The organism is Nocardioides sp., from assembly GCF_047607185.1.
In the GTDB taxonomy this organism is placed as follows: domain Bacteria; phylum Actinomycetota; class Actinomycetes; order Propionibacteriales; family Nocardioidaceae; genus Nocardioides.
In genome coordinates this window covers 58,590-84,522 of record NZ_JASGDQ010000086.1, presented here as the reverse complement: position 1 = coordinate 84,522, position 25,933 = coordinate 58,590, and the positions used below count along the sequence as shown (strand labels likewise).

The window sequence follows — 25,933 nt, the reverse complement described above, 5'->3', positions numbered from 1 at the left end:
CTTCGATGACTCCTGTCTAGGCGGATGTCTGAGAGGGCGCGGCCAGGCGGCTGCGCAGGGTGGGCTTGTCGACCTTCCCGACGGGGTTCTTGGGCAGCGCGTCGACCAGGTGGATCGCGGCCGGCACCTTGACCTTGGTGAGGTTGGCGCGGCAGGTCTCGAGCAGGTCCTCGACCCGCAGCTCGGCGTCGGGGTAGCCGGCGACGTAGGCGACCACCACCTCGCCGTACGTCTCGTCGGGCTGGCCGACGACGGCGGCCTCGAGGACGCCGGGGTGGCCGTGGAGGACGGTCTCGATCTCCTTGGGGTAGATGTTCTCCCCGCCCCGGATGATCATGTCCTTGATCCGGTCGACGATGCGCAGGTAGCCGTCCTCGTCGAGGATCCCGACGTCCCCGGTGTGCAGCCAGCCCTCGCGCAGCGTCTCGGCGGTCGCCTCGGGGCGGTTGAGATAGCCGACCATCACGTTCGGGCCCTGGATCACCACCTCGCCGCGCTCGCCGGGCGGCAGGATGGTGCCGTCCGGCGCCATCACCTCCACCCGCTGCCCGGGCAGCGCCGGGCCGACCGTGCCCAGCTTGCGGACGCCGTCGACCGGGTTGACGCAGGAGGCGCAGCAGCCCTCGGTCAGCCCGTAGCCCTCGACCAGACCGAAGCCGAACCGCTCCTGGGTGGCGGTCAGCAGCTCCGCCGAGGCCGGTGCCGCACCGCAGACGCCGAAGCGCACCGAGGAGAAGTCGCCGTCGACCGGCTGGGAGACCAGCATCGAGTAGATCGTGGGCACCGCCGAGAAGTACGTCGGCCGGAAGTCCGTCAGTGCCGCGAAGAAGCCGGCCACCGAGAACCGGCCCATCACCCGGGTCTGCGCCCCGACCCGGAACGGCGCCAGGAAGCTGACCAGCAGTGCGTTGACGTGGAATAGCGGCAGGAACAGCAGGCAGCGGTCCTCGGGACCGAGCAGCATCCGCTCCACGATCATCGAGCTCATCGCGTCGAGGTTGGCGTGGCTGAGCATGACGCCCTTGGGCCGGCCGGTGGAGCCGCTGGTGTAGATGAGGAGGGCGATCTCGTCTCCGGTGGTGGCCGGCGGCGGCAGCGTGCCGGCGGGCTCGCGGCGCAGCTCGTCGGCCAGCAGCAGCGGCCGGCCGGCGCTGTGGGTGCCCGGGTTGTCGCCGAGGACCACGACGGCGCCGGAGTCCTCGATCTGGTACTCGGCCTCGCGGGCGGTGAAGGTCGGGTTGATCGGCGTCGCGGCGGCCCCGAGGCGCCAGGCGGCCGCCAGCCCGACCAGCAGCTCGACCCGGTTCGGCAGCATCACCGCCACCGCCCCGCCGGGTCCGACGCCGTACTCGGCGAGCTGCTCGGCGGCCGCCTCGACCCGCCGGGCGAACTCGCCGAAGGTCAGCGTGTGCCGGTCGTCGCCGACGCAGTCACGGGCCTCGGCCGCGGCGGGGCTGTTCCAAGGCAGATGCGCCAGCGCGGACTGGTGGCTCATGGGAACTCCTCGGCACTCGGACGAAAGGGCGGTTGTCGAGCACGCTAGGAAATGGGTGTGGCGGGGATCACTGTCCCCGGAGGACAATGTTTCTCGACCGCGTTGGCCCGGGTCGTCGTCCCGGGCAGCCGCGGCACAGGACAGGAGCGTGTCGGGTGGTCGAGGCGAACGAGACGATGGTCGCGCTCGGCGGTGAGCTGGAGCGGGTGCTGCCCGAGCTGACCGAGGCGATGCACGAGGAGATGATCGAGCGCATCGTCGAGCTGCGCGGCGACCATGGGTTGGTCGAGCTCCTCCGGGTCAGCATCCAGAGCAACCTGGCGGCGCTGGTGCAGGTGTTCAGCTACCAGATCGAGCCGGATCAGGTGCCCACCCCGCTGGGTGCCCGGGAGTATGCCCGCCGGCTCGCCCAGCACGGCGTCTCGGTCACCGCCCTGGTGCGGGCCTACCGGCTGGGCCAGCGCCGGCTGGTGGAGTGGGCGCTGGAGGAGTGGGAGCGCGACATCGTCGCGCCGACGGGGCGGCCGGTGCCGCTGGCCACCGTCGGGGAGCTGATCCGTACCACGTCGGGCTATATCGACTCGATCTCCGAGCAGGTGATCGCCGAGTACGACACCGAGCGCGAGCGCTGGCTGGCCCACCGCGACCGGGCCCGCGCCGACGTGCTGACCCGGCTGGTGGCGGGGGAGAGCGTCGAGATCGACACCGCCGAGCGGGTGCTGGGCTACCGGCTGCGGCAGCGGCATCTGGGGATGGTGCTCTGGACGGCCGACCCCGCGCAGCAGCGCCCGGAGCCCGGGCTGTTCGAGTCGGTGCTCGGCCGGCTCGCCCATGCCGTCGGCGCCGGCACGCCGCTGCTGTGGCCGCAGGACGCCACCTCCGCCTTCGGCTGGCTGCCGATCGGACGGGAGCCTGCCGTCGTACCGATGGCGGCGCTGGGCGAGGCGCTGCGCGCCCGGCCGACGGTCCGCGTCGCGGTGGGCAGCCTCGGCGCCGGCATCGACGGGTTCCGGGTGACCCAGCGGGAGGCGGCCCAGGCCCGGCAGGTGGCGGCCATCGCCGGCGACCTCGCCCCGCCCGTCACGTCGTACGACGACTACGGCGTCCGCGCCGCCGCACTGCTGGCGGCCGACCTCCCGAGCGCCCGCCGACTGGTGACGAGAGCGCTGGGCGACCTCGCGGCCGACACGGCGACGGCGGCGCGGCTGCGCGAGACGCTGCTCGCCCTGGTGGAGGAGAACGGCAGCTATGTCACCACCGCCGAGCGGCTCCACCTCCACAAGAACACCGTCAAGTATCGGGTCCACAAGGCGATCGAGGCCCGCGGCAGACCGGTCGACGAGGACCGGCTCGATCTCGAGCTCGCGCTGCTGGCCTGCAAGTGGTTCGGCACGGCGGTGCTCGCCGACTGACCCGGTTGTTTGTCTCCGTGGACCAAAATCGCTCGTCGATGTTGTCGTCTCGGTCCGTGTCGCCACGCCTCCGCGCCGCCGAAGACTGGCCAGGAGCGAAGGAGCACAGCCATCGACACCACGACCACGACCGACCCGGACGAGCTGGCGACGCCGCTCGACCTGGTCCTCACCTCGGCCGCGGCGGGGCCGGTGGCCCGGATGCTCTCGCTGCGCACCTGGGGACGGCTCGGCGCCGGGCTGGCCCGCCAGCCCGGCACCCTGGTCCGTCGCAGCGCCGACCTCGCCGCCGAGCTGGTCGCGATCGGGCTGGGCACCGCCACCCGCGCGCCCTCCGGCCGGGACCGCCGGTTCACCGACCCCGGTTGGAGCCAGAACCCCTGGCTGCGCCGGGTGCTGCAGGCCTACCTCGCCTCGGCCGAGACGCTCCAGAGCCTGGCCGCCGACGTCGACCTGGAGTGGCGGGACCGGGAGAAGGTCGACTTCGCCGTCGACAACGTCCTCGACCTGCTGGCCCCCAGCAATATGCCGCTGATCAGCCCGGCCTTCTGGCGGGCGGTGATCGACACCGGCGGCGGCAATGTCGTCTCCGGGGTCCGCAACCTGGTCGAGGACCTGGCCACCGCCCCCCGGGTGCCCCGGATGGTCGAGCGCGGCGCCTTCGCCGTCGGGGAGTCGCTGGCGGCCACCCCCGGCGCGGTGGTGCTGCGGACCGAGGTCTTCGAGCTCATCCAGTACGCGCCCCGGACCGAGCAGGTCCGCCAGGTGCCGCTGCTGATGGTGCCGCCGGTGATCAACAAGTACTACGTCGTCGATCTCGCCCCCGGTCGCAGCATGGTCGAGCACTACCTGGAGCAGGGTCACCAGGTCTTCGCGATCTCGTGGCGCAACCCCGACGCCCGGCACCGCGAGTGGGACTTCGACACCTACGGCCAGGCGATCCTCGACGCACTCGACGCCACCACCCGCGTCACCGGCGCCGACCGGACGCATGTCATGAGCATCTGCTCGGGGGGAATGCTCACCGTGATGACGCTGGCGCATCTGGCGCGGCTGGGCCGACTCGACCGGATCGCCAGCCTCGGACTGGCGGTCTCGGTGATCGACAACAGCAAGGCCGGCACCACCATGGCCCTCGCCGACGAGCGGGTCGCTCGCGCCGCCGTCGCCAAGTCCCAGGCCAAGGGATATCTCGACGGCCGCGCCCTGGCCGAGGTCTTCGCCTGGCTGCGGCCCAACGACCTGATCTGGAGCTACTGGGTCAACAACTACCTGCAGGGCCGCAAGCCCGCCGCCTTCGACGTCCTCTACTGGAACGCCGACACCACCAGGATGGCCGCCGGGCTGCACCGCGACTTCGTCACCGTCGCGCTGGGCAACTCGCTGACCGTCCCCGGCGCGGCCACCATGCTGGGCAGCCCGGTCGACCTGCGCGAGGTGACGGTGCCGACGTACGTCGTCGCCGGGATCGCCGACCACATCTCGCCCTGGCAGTCCTGCTATCGCACCACCCGGCTGCTCGGCGGCGAGGTCCGCTTCGTGCTCTCCAGCAGTGGCCACGTCGCCTCGATGGTCAACCCGCCCGGCAACCCCAAGGCGAGCTTCCACGTCACCCCGGAGCAGGGCGACCACCCGGCCGACCCGGAGCAATGGCTGGCCACCGCCGACCCCCGGCAGGGCTCCTGGTGGCCCGACCACGCCGCCTTCCTCGCCGAGCGCGGCGGCGACCTCGTCGACGCGCCCGGGGCGCTGGGCGGCGGCGGCCTCTATCCGCTGGCGCCCGCCCCCGGCAGCTACGTCCGCGACACCTGATGACGACGCCACCGCCTTCCCCGGCCGAGGAGGAGCGGGTGCTCCGGCTGGGGCGCCGTACCGTCCTCGCCCGGATACGGGAGGGATCGCCCGACCGCGTCCCGCTGCTGATGTGCTGCGGGATCGGCGCCAGCCAGGAGGCGCTGCAGCCGGTGGTCGACACCCTGGACGCGGCGATCCCGGTGGTCCGCTTCGACGTGCCCGGCGTCGGCCGCTCGCCGACCCCCGCGCTGCCCTACACCTTCCAGCAGATCGGCTGTCTCGCCGACGCGCTGATGCGCCGGCTGGGACACTCCCGCTACGACGTGCTGGGCTACTCCTGGGGTGGCGGGCTCGCCCAGCAGATCGCCTGGCAGCACCGCGCCCGGGTACGACGACTGGTGCTCCTCGCCACCGGCACCGGAGCGATGATGGTGCCCGGCCGGCCGGAGGTGCTGGCCACGATGCTCTCGCCGCGGCGGTTCCGCGACGCCTCCTACGCGGCCGGGATCGCGGCCCGGCTCTACGGCGGCAGCGCCCGCCAGCACAGCGACGACGTCGGCGGCCTCTACCGGCACCTGCACGGCGGATCGCGGCGTGGCTACGCCTACCAACTCCTCGCCGGGGCGGTCTGGACCAGCCTGCCGTGGCTGCCCACGATCGCGCAGCGGACGCTGATCCTGGCCGGCGACGACGACCCGATCATCCCGCTGGTCAACGCCCGGATCATGGCCACGCTCATCCCTCGGGCCCGGCTCCACGTCTATCGCGGCGGCCACCTCGACCCGCTGCTGGAGCCCGACCGGATCGTCCCGGCCATCTCCGACTTCCTGTCCTGACCCTCCGCAGAGCGGCCGTCGGTCCCAGCGAGGAGCGCGTCGAGCGCGCCCGGTCTCCGAATATTCATTCGTATATCGAAAGAAATTTCCAAACCCTTGACGCGGGTGTGACGGGTGACACAAACTATCAGCATCGTCATTAAAGGCATGAATAAAAATTCATTCCCGACGGTGATTCGGTCATCAGGTGACATAAGGAGAGACTCGATGGCTCATCGTTCATCCGCCCTATCCGCTGCAGGTGCGGTGGTCGTCCTCGGCCTTGCCGCCACCTCCCTGGCCGGCTGCGGGGAGGATTCCGCCGGCGGCGGCGGCAGCAGCGGCAGCAAGAAGACCATCGGTGTCTCGGTCGCCGATCAGAAGTCGTTGTTCTACGTGGCCGAAGTGGCCGGCATCAAGGACGAGGCCGAGAAGCAGGGCTACGAGGTCAAGATCACCTCGGCCAACAACGACTCCTCGGCTCAGGTCAAGCAGGTCAACGACCTGCTCACCCAGCAGGTCGGCGCTCTCATCTTCACCTCGCAGGACTCCACGGCGGCCGCCGCCGGCGTCAAGGCCGCCAACCAGGCCGACGTGCCGGTCGTCGCGGTCGACCAGCGGCCCGAGTCGGGCCAGGGAGAGCTCGCGACGTATATCGCGACCGACAGCGTGAAGGCGGCCTACGACCTGTGCACCTGGATGTTCGAGCAGATCGGTGGCCAGGGAGAGATCGCCATCCTCCACGGCGTGCTGGGCTCCACCGCGGAGATCCAGCGGACCGAGGGCTGTGAGAAGGCCATCGCCGAGAACCCGGGCATCGAGGTCGTCGCCGAGGAGACGGCCAACTGGGACGAGACCGAGGCCTACAAGGCGACCCAGAACATCCTGACCGCTCACCCCGACCTGACCGCCGTGTTCGGCGAGAGCGACGCGATGTCCATGGGCGCCTCCAAGGCCGCGCAGGCCAGCAACAAGGACATCTTCTCGGTCGGCATCGACGGCTTCCCGACGATGTTCGACGCCGTCGCCAGCGGCCTGACCCAGGCGACCATGGCCCAGCAGCCCTACATGATGGGCCAGCTCGCGGTGCGCAACGCCATCGCGCTGATGAACGGCGAGGGTGACGACATCCCCGCCGAACAGCTCCAGAGCACCGTCCTGATCAACGCGGAGACGGTCAAGGAGAACAAGGTCGAGGACTTCTACGGGCCGGACGCCCAGTCCTTCAAGTGACACCCCAGGCCGGTTGGGTGGCCGGCGGCAGGTCGGCCACCCACCCCGGTCCCGCGTTCCCGAGAGGGCACCATGAGTGATCCAGCACTGGACCCGGGCCTGCACTGCCGCGGCCTGGTCAAGTCCTACAGCGGCGTGACCGTCGTGAAGTCGGTCGACTTCGACGTCGCACCTGGCACGGTCGTCGGGCTGATCGGCGAGAACGGCGCCGGGAAGTCGACGCTGAGCTCGCTGATCACCGGCGTCGTCCAGCCCGACGGCGGCCAGATGACCCTCGACGGCGCGCCCTACGCCCCCGGCGGCCCCGCCGAGGCGCTGCGCGAGGGCGTCGTGCTGATCCACCAGGAGATCCGGCTGCTGGCCGACCTCTCGGTCGCCGAGAACATCTTCCTCGGCCGACAGCCCCGCCGCCGTGGCCGGATCGACCGCGAGCAGATGAACCGCGACGCCCGCGAACTGCTCGGCTCCCTCGGCGTCGACGTCGATCCGCGCCGCCTGGTCCGCGGGCTCTCGATGGCGGTGCAGCAGGAGATCGAGATCGCCAAGGCGCTGAGCCGCCGGCCGCGCTATGTCGTCTTCGACGAGCCCTCCGCCTCCCTGGGCGAGACCGAGACGGCCCACGTGCTCGACCGGATCCGCGCCCTGCGCGAGCGTGGCGCCGGCGTCGTCTACATCTCCCACCGGCTCGACGAGGTGCGCGAGGTCTCCGACGAGATCGTCTGCCTGCGCGACGGTGCCCGGGTCGCCTCCTGGCAGGACCGCGACGTCCCCAAGGAGCAACTGGTCAACGCCATGGTCGGCCGCGAGTTCACCTACGAGCACCGCGCCCCGAAACCCAGTCGCGACACGACCGTGCTCTCGGTCCGCGGCCTGGGCCGCAAGGGCGCCTTCGAGGGCATCGACTTCGAGGTCGCCAGCGGCGAGGTCCTCGGCATCGCCGGACTGGTCGGTGCCGGCCGGACCGAGGTGGTCCGGGCGATCGCCGGCCTGGACCGGCCCGACGCGGGCGAGGTCCGGGTCGACGGCAACCGCATCCCGTGCACCAGCCCGCGCTCCTCGATCGACGCCGGGGTCGTGCTGGTGCCGGAGGACCGCAAGGGCCAGGGGTTGCACCTGGAGCGATCGGCCGCTGACAACCTGGTGCTGCCCTGGGAGCCGACCCTGACGACCGCCGGAGTGCTCGCCCCGCGCACGATCAAGCGGATCGCCGCCGAGCAGCGCGCCCGCCTCGACATCCGCGGCGACATGTCGCTGCCGGTCCGCTCCATGTCCGGCGGCAACCAGCAGAAGGTGCTGATCGGCAAGTGGCTGATCAACACCCCGAAGGTGCTCATCGTCGACGAGCCCACCCGAGGCGTCGACGTCGGCGCGAAGATGGCGATCTACGAGCTCCTGCGCTCGCTCGCGGACCAGGGCATCGCGATCGTGGTCGTCTCCTCCGAGCTCGAGGAGGTCCTCGGGCTCTCCCACCGCGTGCTGGTCATGTCGGGGGGACGCCAGCGCGGCATCCTCCGCCGCGACGAGGCCACGCCGCAGCGGGTGATGGCCCTCGCCGTTCCCGCGGCCACCGACGAGTCGACCCCGCCTAGCGCGGTGGACGGCGACCGACTCACAACACCCGCCACTGGAAGGTGACCGATGTCCACGAACCAGGCCGCCTCGTCGGGCGGCAACACCACGAGGTCGATCGACATGACGCAGAGCACCGAGAACGGCACCGAGAACGGCACTGACACCGTCGCCGGGCCGGCCAAGCCCGGCGGCCACGGCGCCCGGGCGAGTGCGTTGGCCATCTTCCGGGCGCTGCCCGGCCCGCTGGTCGGCTTGGTCGTGGTGATGATCGTGTTGTCGTTCCTCTCGCCCTACTTCCTCACCCGGCAGAACCTCACCAATATCGTGAGCCAGAACGCCGACATCGGGATCATGGCGGTCGGCGCCGCCCTGGTCATCCTCATCGGCGGCATCGACCTCTCGGTCGGCTCCACGCTGGCGCTCTCGCTGATGACCAGCGCCTGGCTCTACCGCTCCCACGACCTCCCGTTCACCCTGTGCGTCCTGGCCGGCCTGCTGGTCGGCGCGCTGGTCGGCCTCGTCAACGGCGTGCTCTCGACGTACGGCCGGATCCAGCCCTTCGTCGCCACCCTGGCGACCATGTCCGCGGCTGCCGGCCTCGCGCTCTACCTGACCGACGGCAACCCGATCAACGGCTTCCCGAACTGGTATCTCGCGATCACCAGCAAGGAGATCCTCAGCATCCCGCTCGACGTCTTCCTGCTCGTGGCCAGCTACGTCATCGCCGCCTTCTGGCTGCGCTACCGGCCCAGCGGCCGCGCGCTGTACGCCGTGGGCGGCAACGCCGAGGTGGCCCGGCTGTCCGGCCTGAACGTCACCCGGATCAAGATCGGCGTCTACGTCGTGGCAGGCGTGCTGGCCGCGCTCGCGGGCAGCGTGGTCGGCTCCCGGCTCGACTCCGCGCAGCCGACCGCCGGCACCGGGGACCTGCTCAACGTCATCGCGGTCGTCGTCATCGGCGGCGCCAGCCTGTCGGGCGGCTCGGGCAGCATGCTCAACACCTTCATCGGCCTGCTGATCATCGGCGTGCTCAACAACGGGATGTCGCTGCTCAACGTGTCGCCGAACCTCCAGCCCGTGGTCATCGGCATCGCGATCATCATCGCCGTCCTCACCGACCGGGCCAGCCGCGCCCGCGAGGCAGCGCACTGACGAGCCGTCACCGACTCGTCTGACGAACCCGAAGGAGTGATCGTGCCGACGCACGAGGTCTATCCGGTCGGCGACCTGCTCGCACAGGTCGACCCCGAGGGGCGGCTCGCCGCCTGCGGGCTGCGACGCCTCGTCCTGGGCTCCGGCGCGATCGAGACGGTCGCGGACACCGTGGCCGAGCTGCTGGTGGGCGGCGACGGGTCCGCCCACCAGCCAGCCACGGTCACCCTGCTGATCGACCCGGTGCCGATGACGCGCCTCGGCGTCGATGTCAAGCAGCTGGTCGAGGACCGGCTCGCCGAGCGGTACGACGTGCGGCGAGTGGTGCTCGACGACGGCCACCCCGAGCTCCACGTCGTCGACGACGTGGTCCGGCAGGCGACCGAGGCCTGCACCGGCGCTGCGGCGGTGGTCGCCCTCGGCGGCGGCACCATCAGCGATATCGGCAAGCTGGCCGCGGCCGGCTGCGCGGAGCCGCCCGTGGTGGTGACCGTGCAGACGGCCGCCTCGGTCGACGGCTTCACCGACGACGTCTCGGTGCTGCTGCGCGACGGCGTCAAGCGCACCGTCCCCGCGCGCTGGCCGGACGCGGTCGTCGCCGACTCGGAGACCATCGCGCAGGCGCCTTCGCGGATGAACCGGGCCGGCTTCGGCGAGATGACCTCGATGCTGACCGCACCGGCCGACTGGCGGCTCGCCTCGCTGGCCGGCACCGATCCGACCTTCCACGAGGGCCCGATCCGGCTGCTGGGCATGGTCGGCGAGGACCTGACGACCTGGGCGCCCGGCGTACGGGCCGGGGATCCCGACTCGGTCGCCGCGCTCACCAAGGCGCTCGCGCTGCGCGGTGTGGTTACCGGCGTCTCCGGCACCACCGCAGTGCTCTCGGGCGTGGAGCATCTGGTCAGCCACATGCTCGACCAGCACCACACCGCCCACCATCAGCCGATGGGCCTGCACGGCGCCCAGGTCGGTGCCGCGGCGGTCGTGGCGGCAGCCGCCTGGGAGCTGCTCTTCGAACGGCTGGCGGCGCGTCCCGGTGCCCGTGTCGAGGCCGCCGCCTGCGATGCCGACCAGGCCCGTCGCCGCGTCGAGGAGGCGTTCGCCGGCCTCGGCGAGGGCATCGCCGCCGAGTGCTGGCGCGACTACGCGCGCAAGCTCGGCGCGCTGCGGGCCTCGACCAGCCTGGCTGGCCTGCTGGCCGGCTGGCCGACCCACGAGCCCGGCCTGCGTCGGCTGGTGCGACCCAGCGCCGAGATCGCCGCTGGCCTGCTCGCCGCCGGCGCCCCGGCCACCCCCGACGAGCTCGACCCGCGGGTCCCGGCCGAGCTGTGGCGCTGGGCCGTCGCCAACTGCGCCCTGATGCGCAACCGGGTCACTGTGGTGGACCTGCTCATGCTGCTGGGCTGGTGGCGCGACGCGGACGTCGACGAGGTGCTGGCGCGGGCCGCCCAGGCGGTCGCCCGGGCCGCTGCCGAGCCGGCGGAGGCAACCCGATGACCGAGGACTACGTGATCGGCGTCGACTGCTCCACCACGGCCGCGAAGGCCGTCGTGTGGAACGCGGTGGGCGAGGTCCAGTCCCAGGACCGCCGCGCCTTCGAGCTGGCCCAGCCGCGACCCGGCTGGGGCGAGCAGAACGCCGAGGACTGGTGGGCCGCGGCCTGTACGGCGATCCGCCGGGCGGTGCAGACCGTCGACACCTCGCGGCTGCGCGCCATCTGCCTGACCCATCAGCGGGAGTCCTTCGTCTGCCTCGACCCGGCCGGCAAGCCGTTGCGGCCGGCGATGCTCTGGCTCGACACCCGGGCCACCGAGGAGGTGCGCAAGCACGGCACCGACGAGGTCCACCGGATCACCGGCAAGCCCGCGAACACCACGCCGGCCTGGTACAAGCTGCTCTGGCTCGCCGCCCACGAACCCGAGACGATCGCCCGCACCGGCAAGGTCGTCGACGTGCACGGCTTCCTGGTCCACCGGCTGACCGGAGCGTGGGTGACGTCCTGGGCCAGCGCGGATCCGCTGGGCGTCGTCGACATGGCCACCTTCGACTACGACGACGGCCTCCTCGCCGAGGCCGGGCTGGGCCGCGACCAGTTCAGCGAGCTGTGCCCGCCCGGCAGCATCCTCGGCACCGTCACCGACGACGTCGCCCGTGACCTCGGCCTGCCGGCGGGGCTTCCCGTGGTCGCCGGCGCCGGCGACGGCCAGTGCGCCCAGCTCGGCTCGGGGGTGACCACCACCGGCCGGGCCTATCTCAACCTCGGCTCCGGCATCGTCTCGGGCACCCACAGCGACGGCTACGCCTTCGGCCGTGAGTTCCGCACCCTGGCCTCGGCGATCCCCGCGGCGTACACGCTGGAGACCTTCATCGGCGGCGGCACCTTCAACCTGAGCTGGTTCGTCGAGAAGTTCTCCGGTGTCGACTCCCGGGTGCTCGGTCTCGACCTCACCCCCGAGCAGGTGCTGGAGACCGCCGCGGCCAACCTGCCGCCCGGCGCCGAGGGCCTGCTGGCGCTGCCCTACTGGACGGGCGCGCTCACCCCCTATTGGGACCACAGCGCTCGCGGCGTGCTGCTCGGGCTCTCGGGCATCCACGGCAAGGCGCACGTCTACCGTGCGCTCTTGGAGGGCATCGCGCTCGAGCAGCGCTTCCTCACCTCGGGCACGGAGGCGGCCCTGGGCACCGCGATCGACGACATCGTGGTGCTGGGCGGCGGCGCGCGGAGCGCGGTCTGGTGCCAGATCATCGCCGACGTGATGCATCGCCGGGTCGACATCGTCCGCGAGCCCGAGAGCACCTGCCTCGGCGCGGGCATCCTTGCCGCGGCCGCGGTCGGCGTCCACGACTCGATCCCCGCCGCGGTCGCGGCGATGAGCGGGTCGGGCGCGTGGTTCGACCCCGGCGCGCCGGCCGCCGCGACCTACGACCGGCTCTACGACGTCTATCGCGACATCTACCCCGCCAACCGCGCCCTGTTCGCCCGGCTCGCGGAGGTGACCTCGTGAGGGGCTACCAGGGCTATCTCTTCGACCTCGACGGCACCATCTACCTGGGCGACGAGCTGCTGCCGGGCGCCTACGAGCTGGTCCACACGCTGCGCGAGCAGGGCCGCGAGACGCTCTTCTTGTCCAACAACCCGACCCGCGACCCGCGGATGTACGCCGAGAAGCTCTCCGGTCTCGGCCTGCCGACCCCGACGACGCACATCGTGAACCCGGTCGTGACGATGGCCGCCTGGCTGCGCGCCGAGGCCCCGGACGCCGCCGTGTTCGTGATCGGCGAGCCGCCGCTGGCCCGCGCCATCGAGGCCGCCGGCCTCCGGCTGAGCGAGCGGCCCGAGGAGATCGACATCGTCGTGGCCAGCTACGACCGCGGCTTCGACTACCGCAAGCTCCAGATCGCCTTCGACGCGCTCTGGCAGCATGGCCGGGCCCGGCTGGTGGCCACCAACCCCGACGCCTACTGCCCATTCCCGGGCGGTCGCGGCGAGCCCGACGCGGCGGCGGTGATCGCGGCCATCGAGGCGAGCACCGGCGTGCGCTGCGAGGCCAACGTCGGGAAGCCGTCGCCGCTGATGCTGGAGACCGCGCTGCGGGTCGTCGGTCTCGACGCGGCCGAGTGTGTGATGGTGGGCGACCGGCTCTACACCGACATCGCCATGGCGGTGGACGCCGGCCTGGACTCCGCGCTCGTGCTGACGGGGGAGAGCACCGAGGAGATGGTGGCCGCGCTGCCCGCGCGGCGGCGACCGACCTGGGTGCTGCACCGGATCGACGAGCTTCTCGCCTCGGCGGTGGCCTGACATGGCAGCCACCACGCCGGCGCCGCGACCTTCCGATCCCGACCTGGTCCGGCTCATGGTCGCCGCCGCCCGGCTCTACCACGTCCACGGGCTGCGCCAGCGCGACATCGGCGCTCGCCTCGGCATCTCGCAGGCGCGGGTCTCGCGGGTGCTGCAGCAGGCTGAGCGGCAGGGGCTGGTCACGACCGTCATCGCCGTGCCCGACGGGCTCGATCCCGAGCTCGAGGAGGAGCTCGAGCGCCGCTACGACCTTGCCGAGGTCCATGTCGTCGACCTCGATCCGGCGGTGGTCGACCCCGCCGCCGGGCTCGGCCGTGCCGCCGCCCGCTACCTGGGCGAGGCCGGGCTGAGCGCCGAGATCGTCGGCTACACCTCGTGGAGCCGGACCCTGCAGGAGATGGCCGGCGTGGTCAGGTTCGCCGGCCGGCCCACGACGAGGTACGTCGTGGAGATGATCGGCGACCTGGGCTCGCCGCTGCTCCAGCATGCGGCCGCGCGGTCGACGCGGGCGATGGCGCGCGCGCTCGGCGCCGACGCCGTCTTCCTGCGAACCCCGGGCGTCACCTCGACGCCCGAGATCCGCGCCGCGGTGCTGGCCGACCCCCATGTACGACGCGCGCTCGGCCTGCTCGACCAGGTCGACGTCGCCTTCGTCGGGGTCGGCCCGGCGGCGGTGCACAGCGGCCTGGAGCCGGGCGAGAGCTACTTCACCGACGACCAACTCGCCCAGGCCCGGGCCGACGGCGCGGTCGGCCAGCTCGACCAGCGCTTCCTGGACGCCAGCGGCGCGGCGGTCCTCACGCCGCTGGACGACCTGGTCGTCGGCTGCACGCTGGCCAATATCGGCCGGGCCCGGCGCCGGATCGTGGTGGCCGGGGGAGTCGAGAAGCACCGGCCGATCGAGGCCGCGCTGCGCGGCGGCTGGGTCGACGTGCTGGTCACCGACCGGGTCACCGCGGCGTACCTCGCTACGGCGCCACCGCCGCAGGGCCCACCTCAGAGCCCACCTCAGAGCCCCGCACCCTGAGGCCGCGAGAGCGACCGGCGCGGTTCTTGTCACTGCTGCGCACGCCGCGTAGCATGAAAATGCGAATAATGAATAAATACCCAAGTGAGGATGGCATGACGCTTCCACCCACAGTGCTGCTGGAGATGCAGCGCCGGATGCTTCGCATCCGCTACTTCGACGAGCGCGCCTCCAAGATGGTCAAGCGCGGCCAGATCCCCGGGACGGTGCACACCAGCATCGGCCAGGAGGCCCAGGTCGTCGGCGCCTGCATGGCACTGGGCGGCCAGGACTACATGACCGGCAACCACCGCAGCCACGGCCACCCCATCGGCAAGGGCTCGCCGCTCGGGCCGCTGATGGCCGAGCTGGTCGGCAAGGCCACCGGCGTCTGTGGCGGCAAGGGCGGCTCGCTGCACCTGGCCGACTTCGCGGTCGGCAGCCTCGGGGAGTCCGGCATCGTCGGCTCCTCCATCCCGATCGCCACCGGCGCGGCTCTCTCCAGCAGGGTGCTCGGCAACGGCAAGGTGTCGCTGGCCTTCTTCGGCGACGGCGCCGCCAACCAGGGCTGCCTCTACGAGGCGATGAACCTCGCCGGCGTCTGGAGCCTGCCGGTCGTCTTCCTCTGCGAGAACAACCAGTACGCGCTCTCCACCCCCGCGCACACCGTCACCTCCGGGGTCATCGCCGAGCGCGCCGCCGGCTTCGGCATCCCTGGCGTCCGGGTCGAGGACGGCCAGGACGTCCTCGCGGTGTACGACGCCGTGCACGAGGCCGTGGAGCGAGCCCGCCGCAGCGAGGGCCCGACCCTGGTCGAGGTCGTCACCTACCGCTTCAACGAGCACTCCGAGGGGCTCCGGCTCGGCACCGACTACCGCAACGCCGAGGAGCGCGCGGCCTGGGTCGAGCGCGACCCGATCGTGCTGTTCCGGCAGCGCCTGGTCGCCGACGGCATCGCCACCGAGGAGGAGCTGGACCGGCTCGACGCCGAGGTGCGCGCCGAGGTCGAGGAGGCCGTCCGGTTCACCGACGAGAGTCCCTTCCCCGACCCCGCCATCGCCTTCCAGGACCTCTACACCGAGCCGATCGGAGTGACCGCATGACCGTGATGAGCTACCTCGGCGCCATCGGCGCCGCCCAGCGCGAGGCGATGGAGTCCGACGACCGCGTCGTGATCATCGGCGAGGACGTCGAGGCCAATGTCTACGGCACCACCGGCGCCGGCAAGTCGCGCCAGGACAAGGGCGACTTCCTGCAGATGTTCGGGGCCAACCGGATCCGCAACACCCCGATCTCGGAGGAGGTCATCGTCGGGGCCGCCATCGGCGCGGCGATGACCGGACTGCGCCCGATCGTCGACCTGTCCTACTCCAGCTTCCTCTACATGGCCATGGACCAGTTCGTGAACCAGGCGGCCAAGAACCGCTACATGTTCGGCGGCCAGGCCTCGCTGCCGGTGGTGTTCCGCTCGGCGATGTTCTACGGGCTCAACACCGGCGCGCACCACTCCGACCGGCCCTACCCGATGTTCATGAACGTGCCGGGCCTGAAGATCGTGGTGCCCGCCACGCCGTACGACGCCAAGGGCCTGCTGCGCACCGCGGTCGACTCCGAGGACCCGGTGCTCACCTTCGAGGCCTGCATGTTGTGGGGCTCGAAGGGCGAGGTGCCGGAGGAGGAGTACCGCATCCCGTTCGGCCAGGCCAAGATCGCCCGGGCCGGCGACGACGTCACCGTGGTCGCGATCTCCAGCGCGGTGCCGGAGGCGCTGGCCGCCGCCGAGGCGTTCGCGGAGGAGGGCCTCTCGGTCGAGGTCATCGACCCCCGCACGCTGGTCCCCTTCGACGCCGAGACAGTGGTCTCCTCGGTGCAGCGCACCGGCCGGCTGGTGGTGGCCGACCCGGCGCACCGCACCTGCTCGGCCGCCGCCGAGATCTCGGCGATCGTCGCCGAGGAGGCGTTCGCCTCGCTGCGCGCGCCGATCGTCCGGGTCACCACGCCCGACACGCAGATCCCCTTCAGCCCCGCGCTGGAGAAGCAGCTCTACCCCAGCCGGGCGGGCATCGCCGACGCCGTCCGCCGGGTGGTCGGCTTCGCGCCGGCCGACGACGCGGCCCGCGAGCGGCTCGCGTCCCGCTGATCGACCCACCAGACATCCGAAGAAGCGACAGGAGCAACGACATGGCAAAGATCGAGGTGCTGCTTCCCCAGTGGGGGATGGGCATGAGCGAGGGCACTATCACGAGCTGGCTCAAGGCCGTCGGCGACACCGTCGCCGAGGACGAGCCGCTGGCCGAGGTGGAGGCCGAGAAGGTCGAGGAGACCCTCGAGTCGCCCGCCGGCGGGACGCTCGTCGAGATCGTCGTACCCGAGGGCGAGACCGTCGAGGTGCGCACCGTCGTCGCCTATATCGAGACCGCCTGAGCGGCCCGGTCGTCGAGAGGAGAGCACGATGACGCAGGTCGACCCGCGCGGCCTCATCCAGGACGCGGTGTCCGGCGGCTACGCCGTCGGCGCCTTCAACATGCACAGCGTCGAGACCACCGAGGCGCTGGTGCGTGCGGCGGAGCAGGCGAGCGCACCGGTCTTCCTCCAGGTCGGCCGGGCCATCGTCCCCCACCTCGGGCTGGCCAAGGCTTACGAGATGACCAGGCGGGTCGCCGAGGAGTCCTCCGCCGACTACGTCATCCACCTCGACCACGGCCCGTGGGACGAGGTCTTGGAGGCGATCAGGCTCGGCTTCACCTCCGTCATGTACGACGGCGCGCACCTGCCGTTCGAGGAGAACATCCGCAGCACCCGGCGGATCGTCGAGATCGCCCACGACTTCGGCATCCCGGTCGAGGCCGAGCTCGGCAAGATCCCGGACGCGGACCAGCAGGTCGACTGGTCCTCCTACTACACCGACGTCGCCGAGGCCGAGCGGTTCGTCGCCGAGACCGGCGTGGACTACCTCGCGGTCTCGGTGGGCATCGTCCACGGCGTGCCGCTCACCGCGCCCCAGCCGCTCGACATCGAGCGGATCGGTCAGATCAAGGCAGCCACCGGCATCCCGCTGGTGCTCCACGGCGCCTCCGGCCTGCCGCCGGACGAGGTCCGGGCGGCGATGGCGGCCGGCGTCGCCAAGCTCAACGCCGACACCGACCTGCGGCACGCGTTCCGGGCCGGCATCGAAGCGGTCTGGGAGCAGGGCGACCGGCAGTTCGAGGAGGCCGTGGCCGAGGGCCGCGAGCGGATGATCGCCGCGACCGTGGAGAAGATGAAGCTCTACGGCTGCGCCGGCCAGGCGCCGAGCGCACGGGTCTCGGCATGACCGTGTCCGAGGACGGCACCCTCACCCCGCTCAAGGGCATCCGTCGTACGGCGGCCCGGCGGATGGTGACCGCCTGGGAGGCGCCGGTCTTCCACCTCACCGTCGCCGCCGACATGACCGCGGCGCTCGGGGTCAAGGACCGGGTGCCGGGCGCGACCGTGACCGACGCCCTGCTGCTGGCCTGTGCCCGGGCACTCCTGGCGCACCCCGGCATCAACGCCCACTACGGCGAGGAGGCGGTGACCTCCTTCGCCTCGGTCAACCTCGGCATCGCGGTGGCGACCGAGGCCGGGCTGATGGTGCCGGTCGTGCACGGCGTCGAGGCGCTCGACCTCACCGCGATGGCCGCGGCCCGCCGCGACGTCACCAGCCGGGCCCGCGAGGGCCGGCTGCAGATGGCCGACGTCACCGGCGGCACCTTCACCGTCTCCAACCTGGGCATGATGGGGATCGACCGGTTCGACGCGATCCTCAACGTGCCGCAGGTCGCCATCCTCGCGGTGGGCACGACGACGCAGCGGCAGGTCTGGAACGGCGGCGACCCGGCCTGGCGGCCGATCGCCGAGCTCACCCTCACCTGCGATCACCGTGCGGTGGACGGCGCCACCGGCGCCGCCTTCCTCGCCGATCTCCGTGGTCACCTCGAATCAGCCTGACCCGGTGCTGGCCGGCCTCCTGGCCGAGGAGCTCACGGCCTGGCCAGGGGCCGCCGGCGTCGCCGTACTGGACGCCGACGGCGTGGTGGCCTCGGCCGGCGACCTGACGACGCCATGTCGCTGGGCATCGGTGACCAAGATCCTGGCCGCGCTGACCACCCTCCTCGCCGCCGATGCCGGCCTCCTCGACCTCGACGAGCCGGCCGGCCCGCCCGGGGCCACCGTCCGGCACCTGCTGGCCCACGCCTCCGGGGTCGCCTTCGACGAGGACCGGATCGTCGCCGCGCCGGGCCGTCGGCGGATCTACTCCAACCGCGGCATCGAACTGCTCGCCGACCGGGTCGCGGCCCGGGCCGGCCGGCCTTTCGCCGAGTTGCTGGCCGAGACCGTGCTGACCCCGCTGGGGATGACCGGCACCGTGTTGCACGGCTCGCCGGCCCACGGCTGCCAGGGACCGGTCGGCGACCTCGCCCTGCTGGCGCGGGAGCTGCTCGCGCCGCGGCGGCTGCCGGCCCACCTGGTGCGGGCCACCGCCACCACGACCTTTCCCGGGCTGGCCGGCATCCTCCCGGGCTTCGGCCGGCAGGACCCCAACGACTGGGGGCTCGGCCTGGAGATCCGGGGCACCAAGAGCCCGCACTGGACCGCTCCCACCGCCAGCCCGGCGACCTTCGGCCACTTCGGCCAGTCCGGCTCGTTCCTCTGGGTCGACCCGGAGGCTGCTACGGCCTGCGTCAGCGCCGGCGAGACCCCCTTCGGCCCCTGGGCCACGACCGCCTGGCCGCAACTGGCCGGCCTGGTCCTGGCCCGCCGCCACGCTTCGGACTGATCGCCTCCAGGAGGAGCAGCCATGACCATCAGCACCCGTCCCACGCCTGGTCGGCTCGGGCCCGCCGAGCACCGGGCCGCCTGGGCCGAGCTCGCCGGTGGCCGTTTCGACGTCCTGGTCGTCGGCGGCGGCGTGACCGGCGCCGGCGCCGCCCTCGACGCCGCCTCGCGCGGCCTGCGCACCGCGCTCGTCGAGGCGCGCGACCTGGCCAGCGGCACCTCGTCGCGCTCCAGCAAGCTCTTCCACGGCGGCCTGCGCTACCTGGAGCAGCTGGAGTTCCCGCTGGTGCGCGAGGCGCTGCGCGAGCGGGAGCTGATGCTCACCCGGATCGCCCCCCACCTGGTGGAGCCGGTCCCCTTCCTCTACCCGATCCAGCACCGCTGGGAGCGGCCCTACGTCGGCGCCGGCCTACTGCTCTACGACACCCTCGGCGGCCGCTCCTCGCTGCCGCGGCACCGGCACCTGAGCCGTGCCGCGGCGCTGCGGCGGTGCCCGTCGTTGCGCAGGTCGGCGCTGGCCGGCGGCATCCTCTACTACGACGCCCAGACCGACGACGCCCGGCACACCATGACGGTGGCCCGCACCGCGGCCGCGCAGGGCGCCGTCGTACGCACCTCCACCGAGGTGGTGCGGCTGCTGCGCGAGGGTGAGCGGGTGGCCGGTGCCGTGCTCCGTGACTCCGACACGGGCGAGCGGTGCGAGGTCCGGGCCCGGGTGGTGATCGGCGCCACCGGCGTGTGGAGCGACCGGCTGCACGACCTCGCCGAGGCCCCTGCCGACTTCCGGATCCGGGCCTCGAAGGGCGTCCATCTGGTGGTGGCCCGCGACCGGATCGACTCCGAGACGGGGCTGATCCTGCGCACCGAGAAGTCGGTGCTGTTCGTGATCCCGTGGCGCGACCGCTGGGTCGTCGGCACGACCGACACCGACTGGAACCTCGACCTGGCCCACCCCTCCGCGAGCCGGCGCGACATCGACTACGTGCTCGACCGGGTCAATGCCGTGCTGACCAGGCCGCTGACCTACGACGACATCCTCGGCGTCTACGCCGGGCTGCGGCCGCTGCTCTCGGCCGGCGAGGAGGCCAGCACCGCCAAGGTCTCCCGCGAGCACGCCGTGAGCCGGCCGGTGCCGGGCCTGGTCACGGTGGCCGGCGGGAAGTACACGACCTATCGGGTGATGGCTCGCGACGCCGTCGATGCCTGCGCCGACGACCTCGGCGGGGACCTCGCCCCGTCGGTGACCGACCGGCTGCCGCTGCTCGGCGGCGCGGGATTCGCCGGCCTGCCCGAGCGCCGCGACTCCCTCGCGCTGGAGCTGGGCCTCCCGGCCGGCCAGATCGACCGGCTGCTGCGCCGCTACGGCACCCTGCTCACCGAGGTGGTCGCCGTCGAGGACGCCACCCTGCTCGAGCCGATGCCGGGCGCGCCGGAGTATCTGCGCGCCGAGATCCGCTACGCGGTCACCCACGAGGGGGCGCTCCACCTCGACGACGTGCTCACCCGCCGCACTCGCATCTCGGTCGAGACCGGCCACCGCGGCATCGAGACCGCCCGGGCCGCCGCGGAGATCGCCGGCCCGGTCCTGGGCTGGGACGCGGCGACGACGGCCCGGGAGGTGGAGGCCTATCAGGTCCGGGTGGCCGCCGAGCGGGCCTCCCAGGAGTTGCACGACGACGTGCTCGCCGAGCGGGCCCGGCTGGGCGCCCCCGATCTGCGCCGGATGGCGGGACACGGCAGGCCGGACTGAGCCACGGGCTGCCGTCAGCTGCCGTCAGCCGCCGTGTCAGCCGCCGTGTCAGCCGCCGTGTCAGCCGGTGGCGACCAGGTGCTCGCCGGTGGCGACGTCGGTGACCAGGGTGTCGATCCAGCCGCCGCGCAGCGCCGCGCCGATGGCCTCGTGCTTGCGCACTCCGCCTGCGACGGCCCAGCGCCGGCGCGCCGATCGCAGCTGCTGCATCGTGACGCCCACGACCAGGTCGTCCAGGCCGTCGGCGATCGGCTCACCGTGCTCGTCGAGGAAGTGCAGGCAGACCTCGCCGACCGCGCCCCGCTCGCGCATGGCGGCGAACTGCTCCTCGGTGAAGAAGTTGTCGCCCGGACTCAGCGCCGGATCCACCGTGTTGGCGCCGATGCCGACCAGGGCGAGATCGATCGAGTCGAGCATCTCCAGTGCCTGTCGGGCATGGAGATCGCGGCTGAGCAGCAGGTCCTTCATCTCCACCGAGGTGACCACGCCGGGGGTGCGCAGGAAGACCGGCTGCGCACCGGTGAGGGTGGCGAAGCGCTGCGTCGAGCGGGCGGCGTCGTGCTGGAGGTCGGGGGGGCCGAGGTCGCCGAGCAGCTCGACCACCCGCTCGGTGTGGGTGCGCATCGGCTGCAGCGCGTCGATGGCGAGGCGCAGCGTCTGGCTCCACGAGGTGAACCCGATGACCGGGGTGTCCGCGGTGATCTCGTTCAGCAGCGCCGCCATGGCATGGGCCAGGTCGCGGTTGAGCTCGTCCTGCCGGCTGCTCACGGCGTCGACGACGTGCACCTCGCTGACGTCGTAGAGCCGCTCGATCTGCTCCTCCAGCTCGGCGTGGACGTGCCGGGGCACGGCCACGACGGTGCGGACGATGGCGGCCTCCTCGGCCTGGGTCAGCAGCCGGGAGACCCGCGACTGCGAGATCTGCAGCCGCTCGGCGATGTCGGTCTGCCGCATCCCGTGCGTGTGGTAGAGCCGGGCGACCTTGATCATCAGGCGCTGATTCTCGATGTCGGCCATCGGTCCTGCCTCTCCGGGTTCGCCGCCACCCCGGTGCGGAGGGCCGGGCCATTCTAGGGAGCGGCGATCGATCCGGCCTGCATTGCGCCGCGACGCGGCCTGCTGGCCGCCCCGTCGCTGCCGCGGATCCTTGACAGCCCGGGTGTGACGCCACTTACACTACATGTAGATGCATGATATGAATATTGATGCTTAAGGAGAGTCCGATGGTGACCGAGACGAGCACGCCCTACGACCTGATCGTCGTGGGAGCGGGGATCAACGGCCTCGGCATCGCCCGCGACGCCGCCCTGCGCGGCCTGCGCGTGCTCCTGCTGGAGCAGGACGACCTCTGCAGCGGCGTCTCGGCCTGGTCGGGCCGGCTGGTCCACGGCGGGCTGCGCTACCTCGAGCACCGCGACTTCGCGCTGGTGCGCGAGTCGCTGCGCGAGCGCGAGCGGCTCTTCCGGCTGGCGCCGCACCTGGTCAAGCCGAAGCGGCTGATCATGCCGCTCTACCGGCACAACCGGCGCCCCGCCTGGCTGATCCGGGTCGGCATGATCGCCTACGACGTGCTCTCCTTCGACAAGAGCACCCGGCGCCACGAGGTGCTCTCGGCCGCGGAGACCCGCGCCCGCTTCGCCGGGATCGGCACCGACGGGCTCAGCGGAGCGACGGTGTTCACCGACGGTCAGGTCGAGTACGCCGAGCGGCTCTGCGTCGAGGTCGCGCTGGCCGCGCTGGGCGACGGTGCCGAGATCCGCACCAAGGCCCGCGTCGAGGAGCCGGTGCTCGAGCTCGGCCGGGTGGTCGGCGTGCGCTACCGCGACACCACCACCGACGAGCTGCACGAGGTCCGCGCCCCTCTCGTGCTCAACGTCGCCGGACCCTGGATCGACCGGATCTTCCGGCGCGGCGCGCCGCCGCAGCCCCGCCTCAACGGCGGCACCAAGGGCAGCCACCTCGTCGTCGACCCGTTCCCCGGCGCGCCGGACGACGTCGTCTACTACGAGTCCAAGACCGACGGCCGGCTGGTGCTGGTGATCCCGTGGCTGGGCCGCTACCTGATCGGCACCACCGACCGCCGGTTCGAGGAGGATCCCGGCGAGGCGCGCTGCGACGTCGACGAGATGACCTACCTGCTCGACGAGGTCAACCAGCTGGTGCCCGGTGCGGGGCTCACCCCCGGTGACGTCCTGTTCACCTACTCCGGCGTCCGGCCGCTGCCCTACGCCCCCGACGTCGAGGAGTGGGAGGTGCCGCGGAGCCACGTGCTGCACGACCACGGACCCGAGCTGCCCGGCCTGATCACCGTGGTCGGCGGCAAGCTGACCACCTACCGCCAGCTGGCCGAGGACGCCGTCGACGACGCGTTCCGGCGGCTCGGCCGCACGGCGCCACGCTGCGTGACCGCCTCGCTGCCGCTGCCGGGAGCCGTCGGTGACCTCGGTCGCTCGCGGGACTTCCTGCTCGGCCGCGGCCTCGCGGCCCGGACCGCGGATCGGCTGCTCGCCCTCTACGGCGGCCGCGCCGTCGACGTCGTACGGGAGGCCGATGACGACCCGACGCTGCTTGAGGTCGTCCACGAGCCCACGGGTGCGATCGGCGCCGAGCTGCTCTTCGCGGTGCGCCACGAGCTGGCGCGTACCCTGACCGACGTGCTTGCCCGTCGCGTGCTGCTCGCCTTCGAGCCCGGCCACGGCCGCGACTCGCTCGACGCCGTCCTCGCCGTGCTCGCGCCGCGGCTCGGCTGGGACGAGCAGCGCTGCGCGGCCGAGGTCGAGGAGTACGACGAGTGGCTCGGCCGGCTCGCCGTGCCGCAGCCGGTCGCCGTGTCATGAGCCGCTACGCCCTGGCGCTGGACCTCGGCTCGACCAGCGCCCGGGCGGTGCTGGTCGGCGCCGACGGCGAGATCGCCGCCGAGGCCCGGCGCCCCACCGAGCCGCTCTTCCCGCACCGTGGCTGGGTGGAGCTGGACCCCTGGCAGCTGTGGGGGGCGCTGCGCGACTCGCTCGCCGAGGCGCTCGACCACGCGGGCGCGACCACCGACGACATCGCCGGGGCCGGAGTCACCACCTCGCGGGAGACCTGCCTGCTCTGGGACCGGGCCACCGGCGAGCCGGTGCACCACGCGATCATGTGGCTCTCGAAGCAGACCGACCCGATCGTCGAGCGGTGGCGCGCCGAGGGCCTGGACCCGGTCTTCCGCGAGCGCACCGGCCTCTTCAACGACTCCTTCTTCAGCGCCGCCAAGGCGGCCTGGCTGCTCGAGACCGTGCCCGGCGCCCGCGACCGGGCGCTGGCCGGGGAGCTCGCCTTCGGCACCCTCGACAGCTGGCTGATCTGGAACCTCACCGGCGGCCGCTGCCACGCCACCGACCCGAGCGAGGCGTCTCGAACCGCGCTGTTCTCGCTGGCCGACCTGGCCTGGGACGAGGAGCTCTGCGCCGCCACCGGCGTGCCGATGTCGGTGCTGCCCGACGTGCGCCCCTCCGACGGCCACTTCGACGAGGTCCGCCCCCGCGACCTGGCCCTGCCCGGCACCGCGCCGTTCCCGCTCTCCGCGGTGATGGGCGACCAGATGGCCGGGATGTTCGGCCAGGGCTGCCTGGCGCCCGGCACGGTCAAGAACACCTATGGCACCGCCGGGGTGGTGACCGCCAACACCGGCCGGCAGCCGGCCGTCCTCGACGGCCTGACCGCCAGCGTGGGATGGACCCTCGAAGGCCGCACCGACTACGAGGCCGAGGGCGTCGTCTTCCACTGCGGGCAGACGCTGCAGTGGCTACGCGAGAAGCTGGGCGTGCTCGGCCCCGGCGAGCGCGTCGAGGACGTCGCCGGCCGGGTCCCCGACACCGACGGGGTCTACGTCGTGCCGGCCTTCGCCGGTATCTGCGCGCCGCACTGGGTGCGCGAGGCCAGCGCCGCGATCGTGGGACTGACCCTCGAGAGCGGTCGCGAGCACGTCGTACGCGCCGGGCTGGAGTCGCTGGCCTACCAGACCCGGGACGTCGTCGAGGCGTTCCAGGCCGGCGGTGTCGCGGTGCCGCAGCTGCGCGTCGACGGGGGTGCCGTCGCCAACGAGCTGCTCTGCCAGTTCCAGGCCGACATCCTCGGCGTGCCGGTGCTGCGTCCCCGGCTGCTCGAGCAGACCGCGCTCGGCGTGGCTCATGTCGCCGGAGTCGCGGGCGGTCTGTGGAAGCTGGGCGATCTCGCCGAGCGCTGGGCGGCCGACCGTGTCTTCGAGCCCCGGATGTCCGCGGACCGGCGAGACGGTCTCTACGCCGGCTGGACCACCGCCGTGCGCACCGTGACCGGAACAGCCTCGTGACCATCGCTCCCCGGGGCGACGCCTTCGGTCACGGCCGGGCCGTCGCACATCTGGTGCCTCCCCGTGCCGGCCCGGACGACGTGCGCTGGGTCCGCCGCCGGCTCGACGACTTGGTGAGCGGCTCGGTCGAGGCCAGGCTCGAACTGATGGTGCCGCCGCCGACGGCGGCGTTCAGCGGCCGCGACGCGCGACGGCCAGGCTATCCGGCGGCACGGCGGGTGCTCCTGGAGCGTGGCTTCGTGCCGATGGTGCGCCCGGTCGGCGGACACCTCGCGATCTACGACGAGGGCGCGCTCGTCATCCACCTGATGGCCCCGCACCGGGCGCCTCGAGAGCACGTCCGGGAGCGGTTCGCCGCGTTCTCCGAGGTCCTGGCCGACGGGCTGCGCGACCTCGGCGTCGATGCCCGGGTCGGTCCGGTGCCGGGGGAGTACTGCGATGGCGAGTTCAGTGTCAGCGACGCCGGTCGCGCCAAGCTGGTCGGGGTCGGCCAGCGCATCGTTCGGGCGGGCTATCTGCTCAGCGCCGTGGTCTCGATCGGCCCGGTCGACCGAGTCCGGGCGGCGCTTGCGGTCGGGTACGACGAGCTGGGACTCGACCTCCGGCCGGAGACGGTCGGCTCGGTCATGGACACCGTCCCCGGGGTGGACGTCCACCAGGTGAGGTCGGCCTTGCTGGCACGGCTGCGCGGGCTCCTCCCGGTCGGCAGCCCGCAGACGGTCGGCCTCCCCGACGCGCCGGTCGCCCTCGTCACGCCGCTCTTCGCGGTGTGACG

At 72.5% G+C, this 25,933-nt stretch carries 22 protein-coding genes; 20 read left to right on the top strand and 2 right to left on the bottom strand.

What is annotated here, in order from left to right; translation table 11 throughout:
* Window positions 1–16: 16 nt before the first annotated feature.
* Window positions 17–1,495 carry a class I adenylate-forming enzyme family protein gene (locus QM595_RS10450; protein WP_415171483.1) on the bottom strand — a complete coding sequence of 493 codons (1,479 nt, stop codon included), beginning with the start codon at window positions 1,493–1,495 and terminating at the stop codon, window positions 17–19.
* A 155-nt stretch (window positions 1,496–1,650) separates the two neighbouring features.
* Between QM595_RS10450 and QM595_RS10445 the strand changes: the two genes are divergently transcribed.
* The 17 genes from QM595_RS10445 (at window position 1,651) to QM595_RS10365 (ending at window position 20,831) form a co-directional block, all read left to right on the top strand.
* Window positions 1,651–2,907 (top strand): PucR family transcriptional regulator, encoded by a 1,257-nt coding sequence (locus QM595_RS10445; protein ID WP_415171482.1) that lies wholly within the window; start codon window positions 1,651–1,653, stop codon window positions 2,905–2,907.
* A 201-nt stretch (window positions 2,908–3,108) separates the two neighbouring features.
* Window positions 3,109–4,719, top strand: coding sequence for a PHA/PHB synthase family protein (locus tag QM595_RS10440; RefSeq protein ID WP_415171491.1), 1,611 nt, complete (start codon window positions 3,109–3,111; stop codon window positions 4,717–4,719).
* Window positions 4,719–5,537, top strand: a complete 819-nt coding sequence (locus tag QM595_RS10435) for an alpha/beta fold hydrolase (RefSeq protein WP_415171481.1) — start codon at window positions 4,719–4,721, stop codon at window positions 5,535–5,537. Before QM595_RS10440 ends, QM595_RS10435 begins: the two co-directional genes overlap by 1 nt.
* A gap of 207 nt (window positions 5,538–5,744) precedes the next feature.
* Complete coding sequence (locus QM595_RS10430) at window positions 5,745–6,749, top strand: substrate-binding domain-containing protein (protein WP_415171480.1); 1,005 nt, start codon at window positions 5,745–5,747, stop codon at window positions 6,747–6,749.
* Between the two features lie 72 nt (window positions 6,750–6,821).
* Window positions 6,822–8,384, top strand: a complete 1,563-nt coding sequence (locus QM595_RS10425) for a sugar ABC transporter ATP-binding protein (protein WP_415171479.1) — start codon at window positions 6,822–6,824, stop codon at window positions 8,382–8,384.
* 3 nt (window positions 8,385–8,387) lie between these two features.
* A complete protein-coding gene (locus tag QM595_RS10420) occupies window positions 8,388–9,473 on the top strand; it encodes an ABC transporter permease (RefSeq protein ID WP_415171478.1) in 1,086 nt (361 codons plus the stop codon).
* A 42-nt stretch (window positions 9,474–9,515) separates the two neighbouring features.
* The gene (locus QM595_RS10415) at window positions 9,516–10,973 is read left to right on the top strand and encodes an iron-containing alcohol dehydrogenase (protein ID WP_415171477.1); all 1,458 of its coding nucleotides are present in this window, start codon (window positions 9,516–9,518) and stop codon (window positions 10,971–10,973) included.
* Window positions 10,970–12,481, top strand: coding sequence for a xylulokinase (locus QM595_RS10410; protein ID WP_415171476.1), 1,512 nt, complete (start codon window positions 10,970–10,972; stop codon window positions 12,479–12,481). Before QM595_RS10415 ends, QM595_RS10410 begins: the two co-directional genes overlap by 4 nt.
* On the top strand, window positions 12,478–13,278 hold the full coding sequence (locus QM595_RS10405) for an HAD-IIA family hydrolase (RefSeq protein WP_415171475.1): 801 nt from the start codon (window positions 12,478–12,480) through the stop codon (window positions 13,276–13,278). Before QM595_RS10410 ends, QM595_RS10405 begins: the two co-directional genes overlap by 4 nt.
* 1 nt (window position 13,279) lies before the next feature.
* Window positions 13,280–14,305, top strand: coding sequence for a sugar-binding transcriptional regulator (locus QM595_RS10400; protein ID WP_415171474.1), 1,026 nt, complete (start codon window positions 13,280–13,282; stop codon window positions 14,303–14,305).
* Between the two features lie 95 nt (window positions 14,306–14,400).
* Window positions 14,401–15,387 (top strand): thiamine pyrophosphate-dependent dehydrogenase E1 component subunit alpha, encoded by a 987-nt coding sequence (locus QM595_RS10395; protein WP_415171473.1) that lies wholly within the window; start codon window positions 14,401–14,403, stop codon window positions 15,385–15,387.
* Window positions 15,384–16,424 (top strand): alpha-ketoacid dehydrogenase subunit beta, encoded by a 1,041-nt coding sequence (locus QM595_RS10390; protein ID WP_415171472.1) that lies wholly within the window; start codon window positions 15,384–15,386, stop codon window positions 16,422–16,424. Before QM595_RS10395 ends, QM595_RS10390 begins: the two co-directional genes overlap by 4 nt.
* 41 nt (window positions 16,425–16,465) lie before the next feature.
* The gene (locus tag QM595_RS10385) at window positions 16,466–16,708 is read left to right on the top strand and encodes a biotin/lipoyl-containing protein (RefSeq protein WP_415171471.1); all 243 of its coding nucleotides are present in this window, start codon (window positions 16,466–16,468) and stop codon (window positions 16,706–16,708) included.
* A 28-nt stretch (window positions 16,709–16,736) separates the two neighbouring features.
* Entirely contained in the window at window positions 16,737–17,597 is an 861-nt protein-coding gene (locus QM595_RS10380) for a class II fructose-bisphosphate aldolase (protein WP_415171470.1), read from the top strand.
* Window positions 17,594–18,253, top strand: coding sequence for a 2-oxo acid dehydrogenase subunit E2 (locus QM595_RS10375; protein WP_415171469.1), 660 nt, complete (start codon window positions 17,594–17,596; stop codon window positions 18,251–18,253). Before QM595_RS10380 ends, QM595_RS10375 begins: the two co-directional genes overlap by 4 nt.
* Window positions 18,254–18,257: 4 nt before the next feature.
* A complete protein-coding gene (locus tag QM595_RS10370) occupies window positions 18,258–19,082 on the top strand; it encodes a serine hydrolase domain-containing protein (RefSeq protein ID WP_415171468.1) in 825 nt (274 codons plus the stop codon).
* A 21-nt stretch (window positions 19,083–19,103) separates the two neighbouring features.
* Complete coding sequence (locus QM595_RS10365; RefSeq protein ID WP_415171467.1) at window positions 19,104–20,831, top strand: glycerol-3-phosphate dehydrogenase/oxidase; 1,728 nt, start codon at window positions 19,104–19,106, stop codon at window positions 20,829–20,831.
* A 60-nt stretch (window positions 20,832–20,891) separates the two neighbouring features.
* On the opposite strand, the gene QM595_RS10360 is transcribed toward QM595_RS10365, so the two are convergent.
* Window positions 20,892–21,848, bottom strand: coding sequence for a sugar-binding transcriptional regulator (locus QM595_RS10360; RefSeq protein WP_415171466.1), 957 nt, complete (start codon window positions 21,846–21,848; stop codon window positions 20,892–20,894).
* Window positions 21,849–22,054: 206 nt separating this feature from the next.
* Between QM595_RS10360 and QM595_RS10355 the strand changes: the two genes are divergently transcribed.
* The 3 genes from QM595_RS10355 to QM595_RS10345 are packed head-to-tail and all read left to right on the top strand — an operon-like array spanning window position 22,055 to window position 25,931.
* Window positions 22,055–23,668 carry an FAD-dependent oxidoreductase gene (locus QM595_RS10355; protein WP_415171465.1) on the top strand — a complete coding sequence of 538 codons (1,614 nt, stop codon included), beginning with the start codon at window positions 22,055–22,057 and terminating at the stop codon, window positions 23,666–23,668.
* Entirely contained in the window at window positions 23,665–25,158 is a 1,494-nt protein-coding gene (locus QM595_RS10350) for an FGGY family carbohydrate kinase (protein WP_415171464.1), read from the top strand. The genes QM595_RS10355 and QM595_RS10350 overlap by 4 nt, the downstream gene beginning before the upstream one ends.
* Window positions 25,155–25,931, top strand: coding sequence for a lipoyl protein ligase domain-containing protein (locus tag QM595_RS10345; protein WP_415171463.1), 777 nt, complete (start codon window positions 25,155–25,157; stop codon window positions 25,929–25,931). Before QM595_RS10350 ends, QM595_RS10345 begins: the two co-directional genes overlap by 4 nt.
* The last annotated feature ends 2 nt before the right edge of the window (window positions 25,932–25,933 follow it).

What these genes read in the sequence shown, in the direction of transcription:
- QM595_RS10450 (WP_415171483.1), bottom strand. Translation starts at nt 1,495, where the DNA reads ATGAGCCACCAGTCCGCGCTGGCGCATCTGCCTTGGAACAGCCCCGCC.
- QM595_RS10440 (WP_415171491.1), top strand. Translation starts at nt 3,109, where the DNA reads ATGCTCTCGCTGCGCACCTGGGGACGGCTCGGCGCCGGGCTGGCCCGC.
- QM595_RS10435 (WP_415171481.1), top strand. Translation starts at nt 4,719, where the DNA reads ATGACGACGCCACCGCCTTCCCCGGCCGAGGAGGAGCGGGTGCTCCGG.
- QM595_RS10430 (WP_415171480.1), top strand. Translation starts at nt 5,745, where the DNA reads ATGGCTCATCGTTCATCCGCCCTATCCGCTGCAGGTGCGGTGGTCGTC.
- QM595_RS10425 (WP_415171479.1), top strand. Translation starts at nt 6,822, where the DNA reads ATGAGTGATCCAGCACTGGACCCGGGCCTGCACTGCCGCGGCCTGGTC.
- QM595_RS10420 (WP_415171478.1), top strand. Translation starts at nt 8,388, where the DNA reads ATGTCCACGAACCAGGCCGCCTCGTCGGGCGGCAACACCACGAGGTCG.
- QM595_RS10410 (WP_415171476.1), top strand. Translation starts at nt 10,970, where the DNA reads ATGACCGAGGACTACGTGATCGGCGTCGACTGCTCCACCACGGCCGCG.
- QM595_RS10400 (WP_415171474.1), top strand. Translation starts at nt 13,280, where the DNA reads ATGGCAGCCACCACGCCGGCGCCGCGACCTTCCGATCCCGACCTGGTC.
- QM595_RS10395 (WP_415171473.1), top strand. Translation starts at nt 14,401, where the DNA reads ATGACGCTTCCACCCACAGTGCTGCTGGAGATGCAGCGCCGGATGCTT.
- QM595_RS10390 (WP_415171472.1), top strand. Translation starts at nt 15,384, where the DNA reads ATGACCGTGATGAGCTACCTCGGCGCCATCGGCGCCGCCCAGCGCGAG.
- QM595_RS10385 (WP_415171471.1), top strand. Translation starts at nt 16,466, where the DNA reads ATGGCAAAGATCGAGGTGCTGCTTCCCCAGTGGGGGATGGGCATGAGC.
- QM595_RS10380 (WP_415171470.1), top strand. Translation starts at nt 16,737, where the DNA reads ATGACGCAGGTCGACCCGCGCGGCCTCATCCAGGACGCGGTGTCCGGC.
- QM595_RS10375 (WP_415171469.1), top strand. Translation starts at nt 17,594, where the DNA reads ATGACCGTGTCCGAGGACGGCACCCTCACCCCGCTCAAGGGCATCCGT.
- QM595_RS10365 (WP_415171467.1), top strand. Translation starts at nt 19,104, where the DNA reads ATGACCATCAGCACCCGTCCCACGCCTGGTCGGCTCGGGCCCGCCGAG.
- QM595_RS10360 (WP_415171466.1), bottom strand. Translation starts at nt 21,848, where the DNA reads ATGGCCGACATCGAGAATCAGCGCCTGATGATCAAGGTCGCCCGGCTC.
- QM595_RS10355 (WP_415171465.1), top strand. Translation starts at nt 22,055, where the DNA reads ATGGTGACCGAGACGAGCACGCCCTACGACCTGATCGTCGTGGGAGCG.
- QM595_RS10350 (WP_415171464.1), top strand. Translation starts at nt 23,665, where the DNA reads ATGAGCCGCTACGCCCTGGCGCTGGACCTCGGCTCGACCAGCGCCCGG.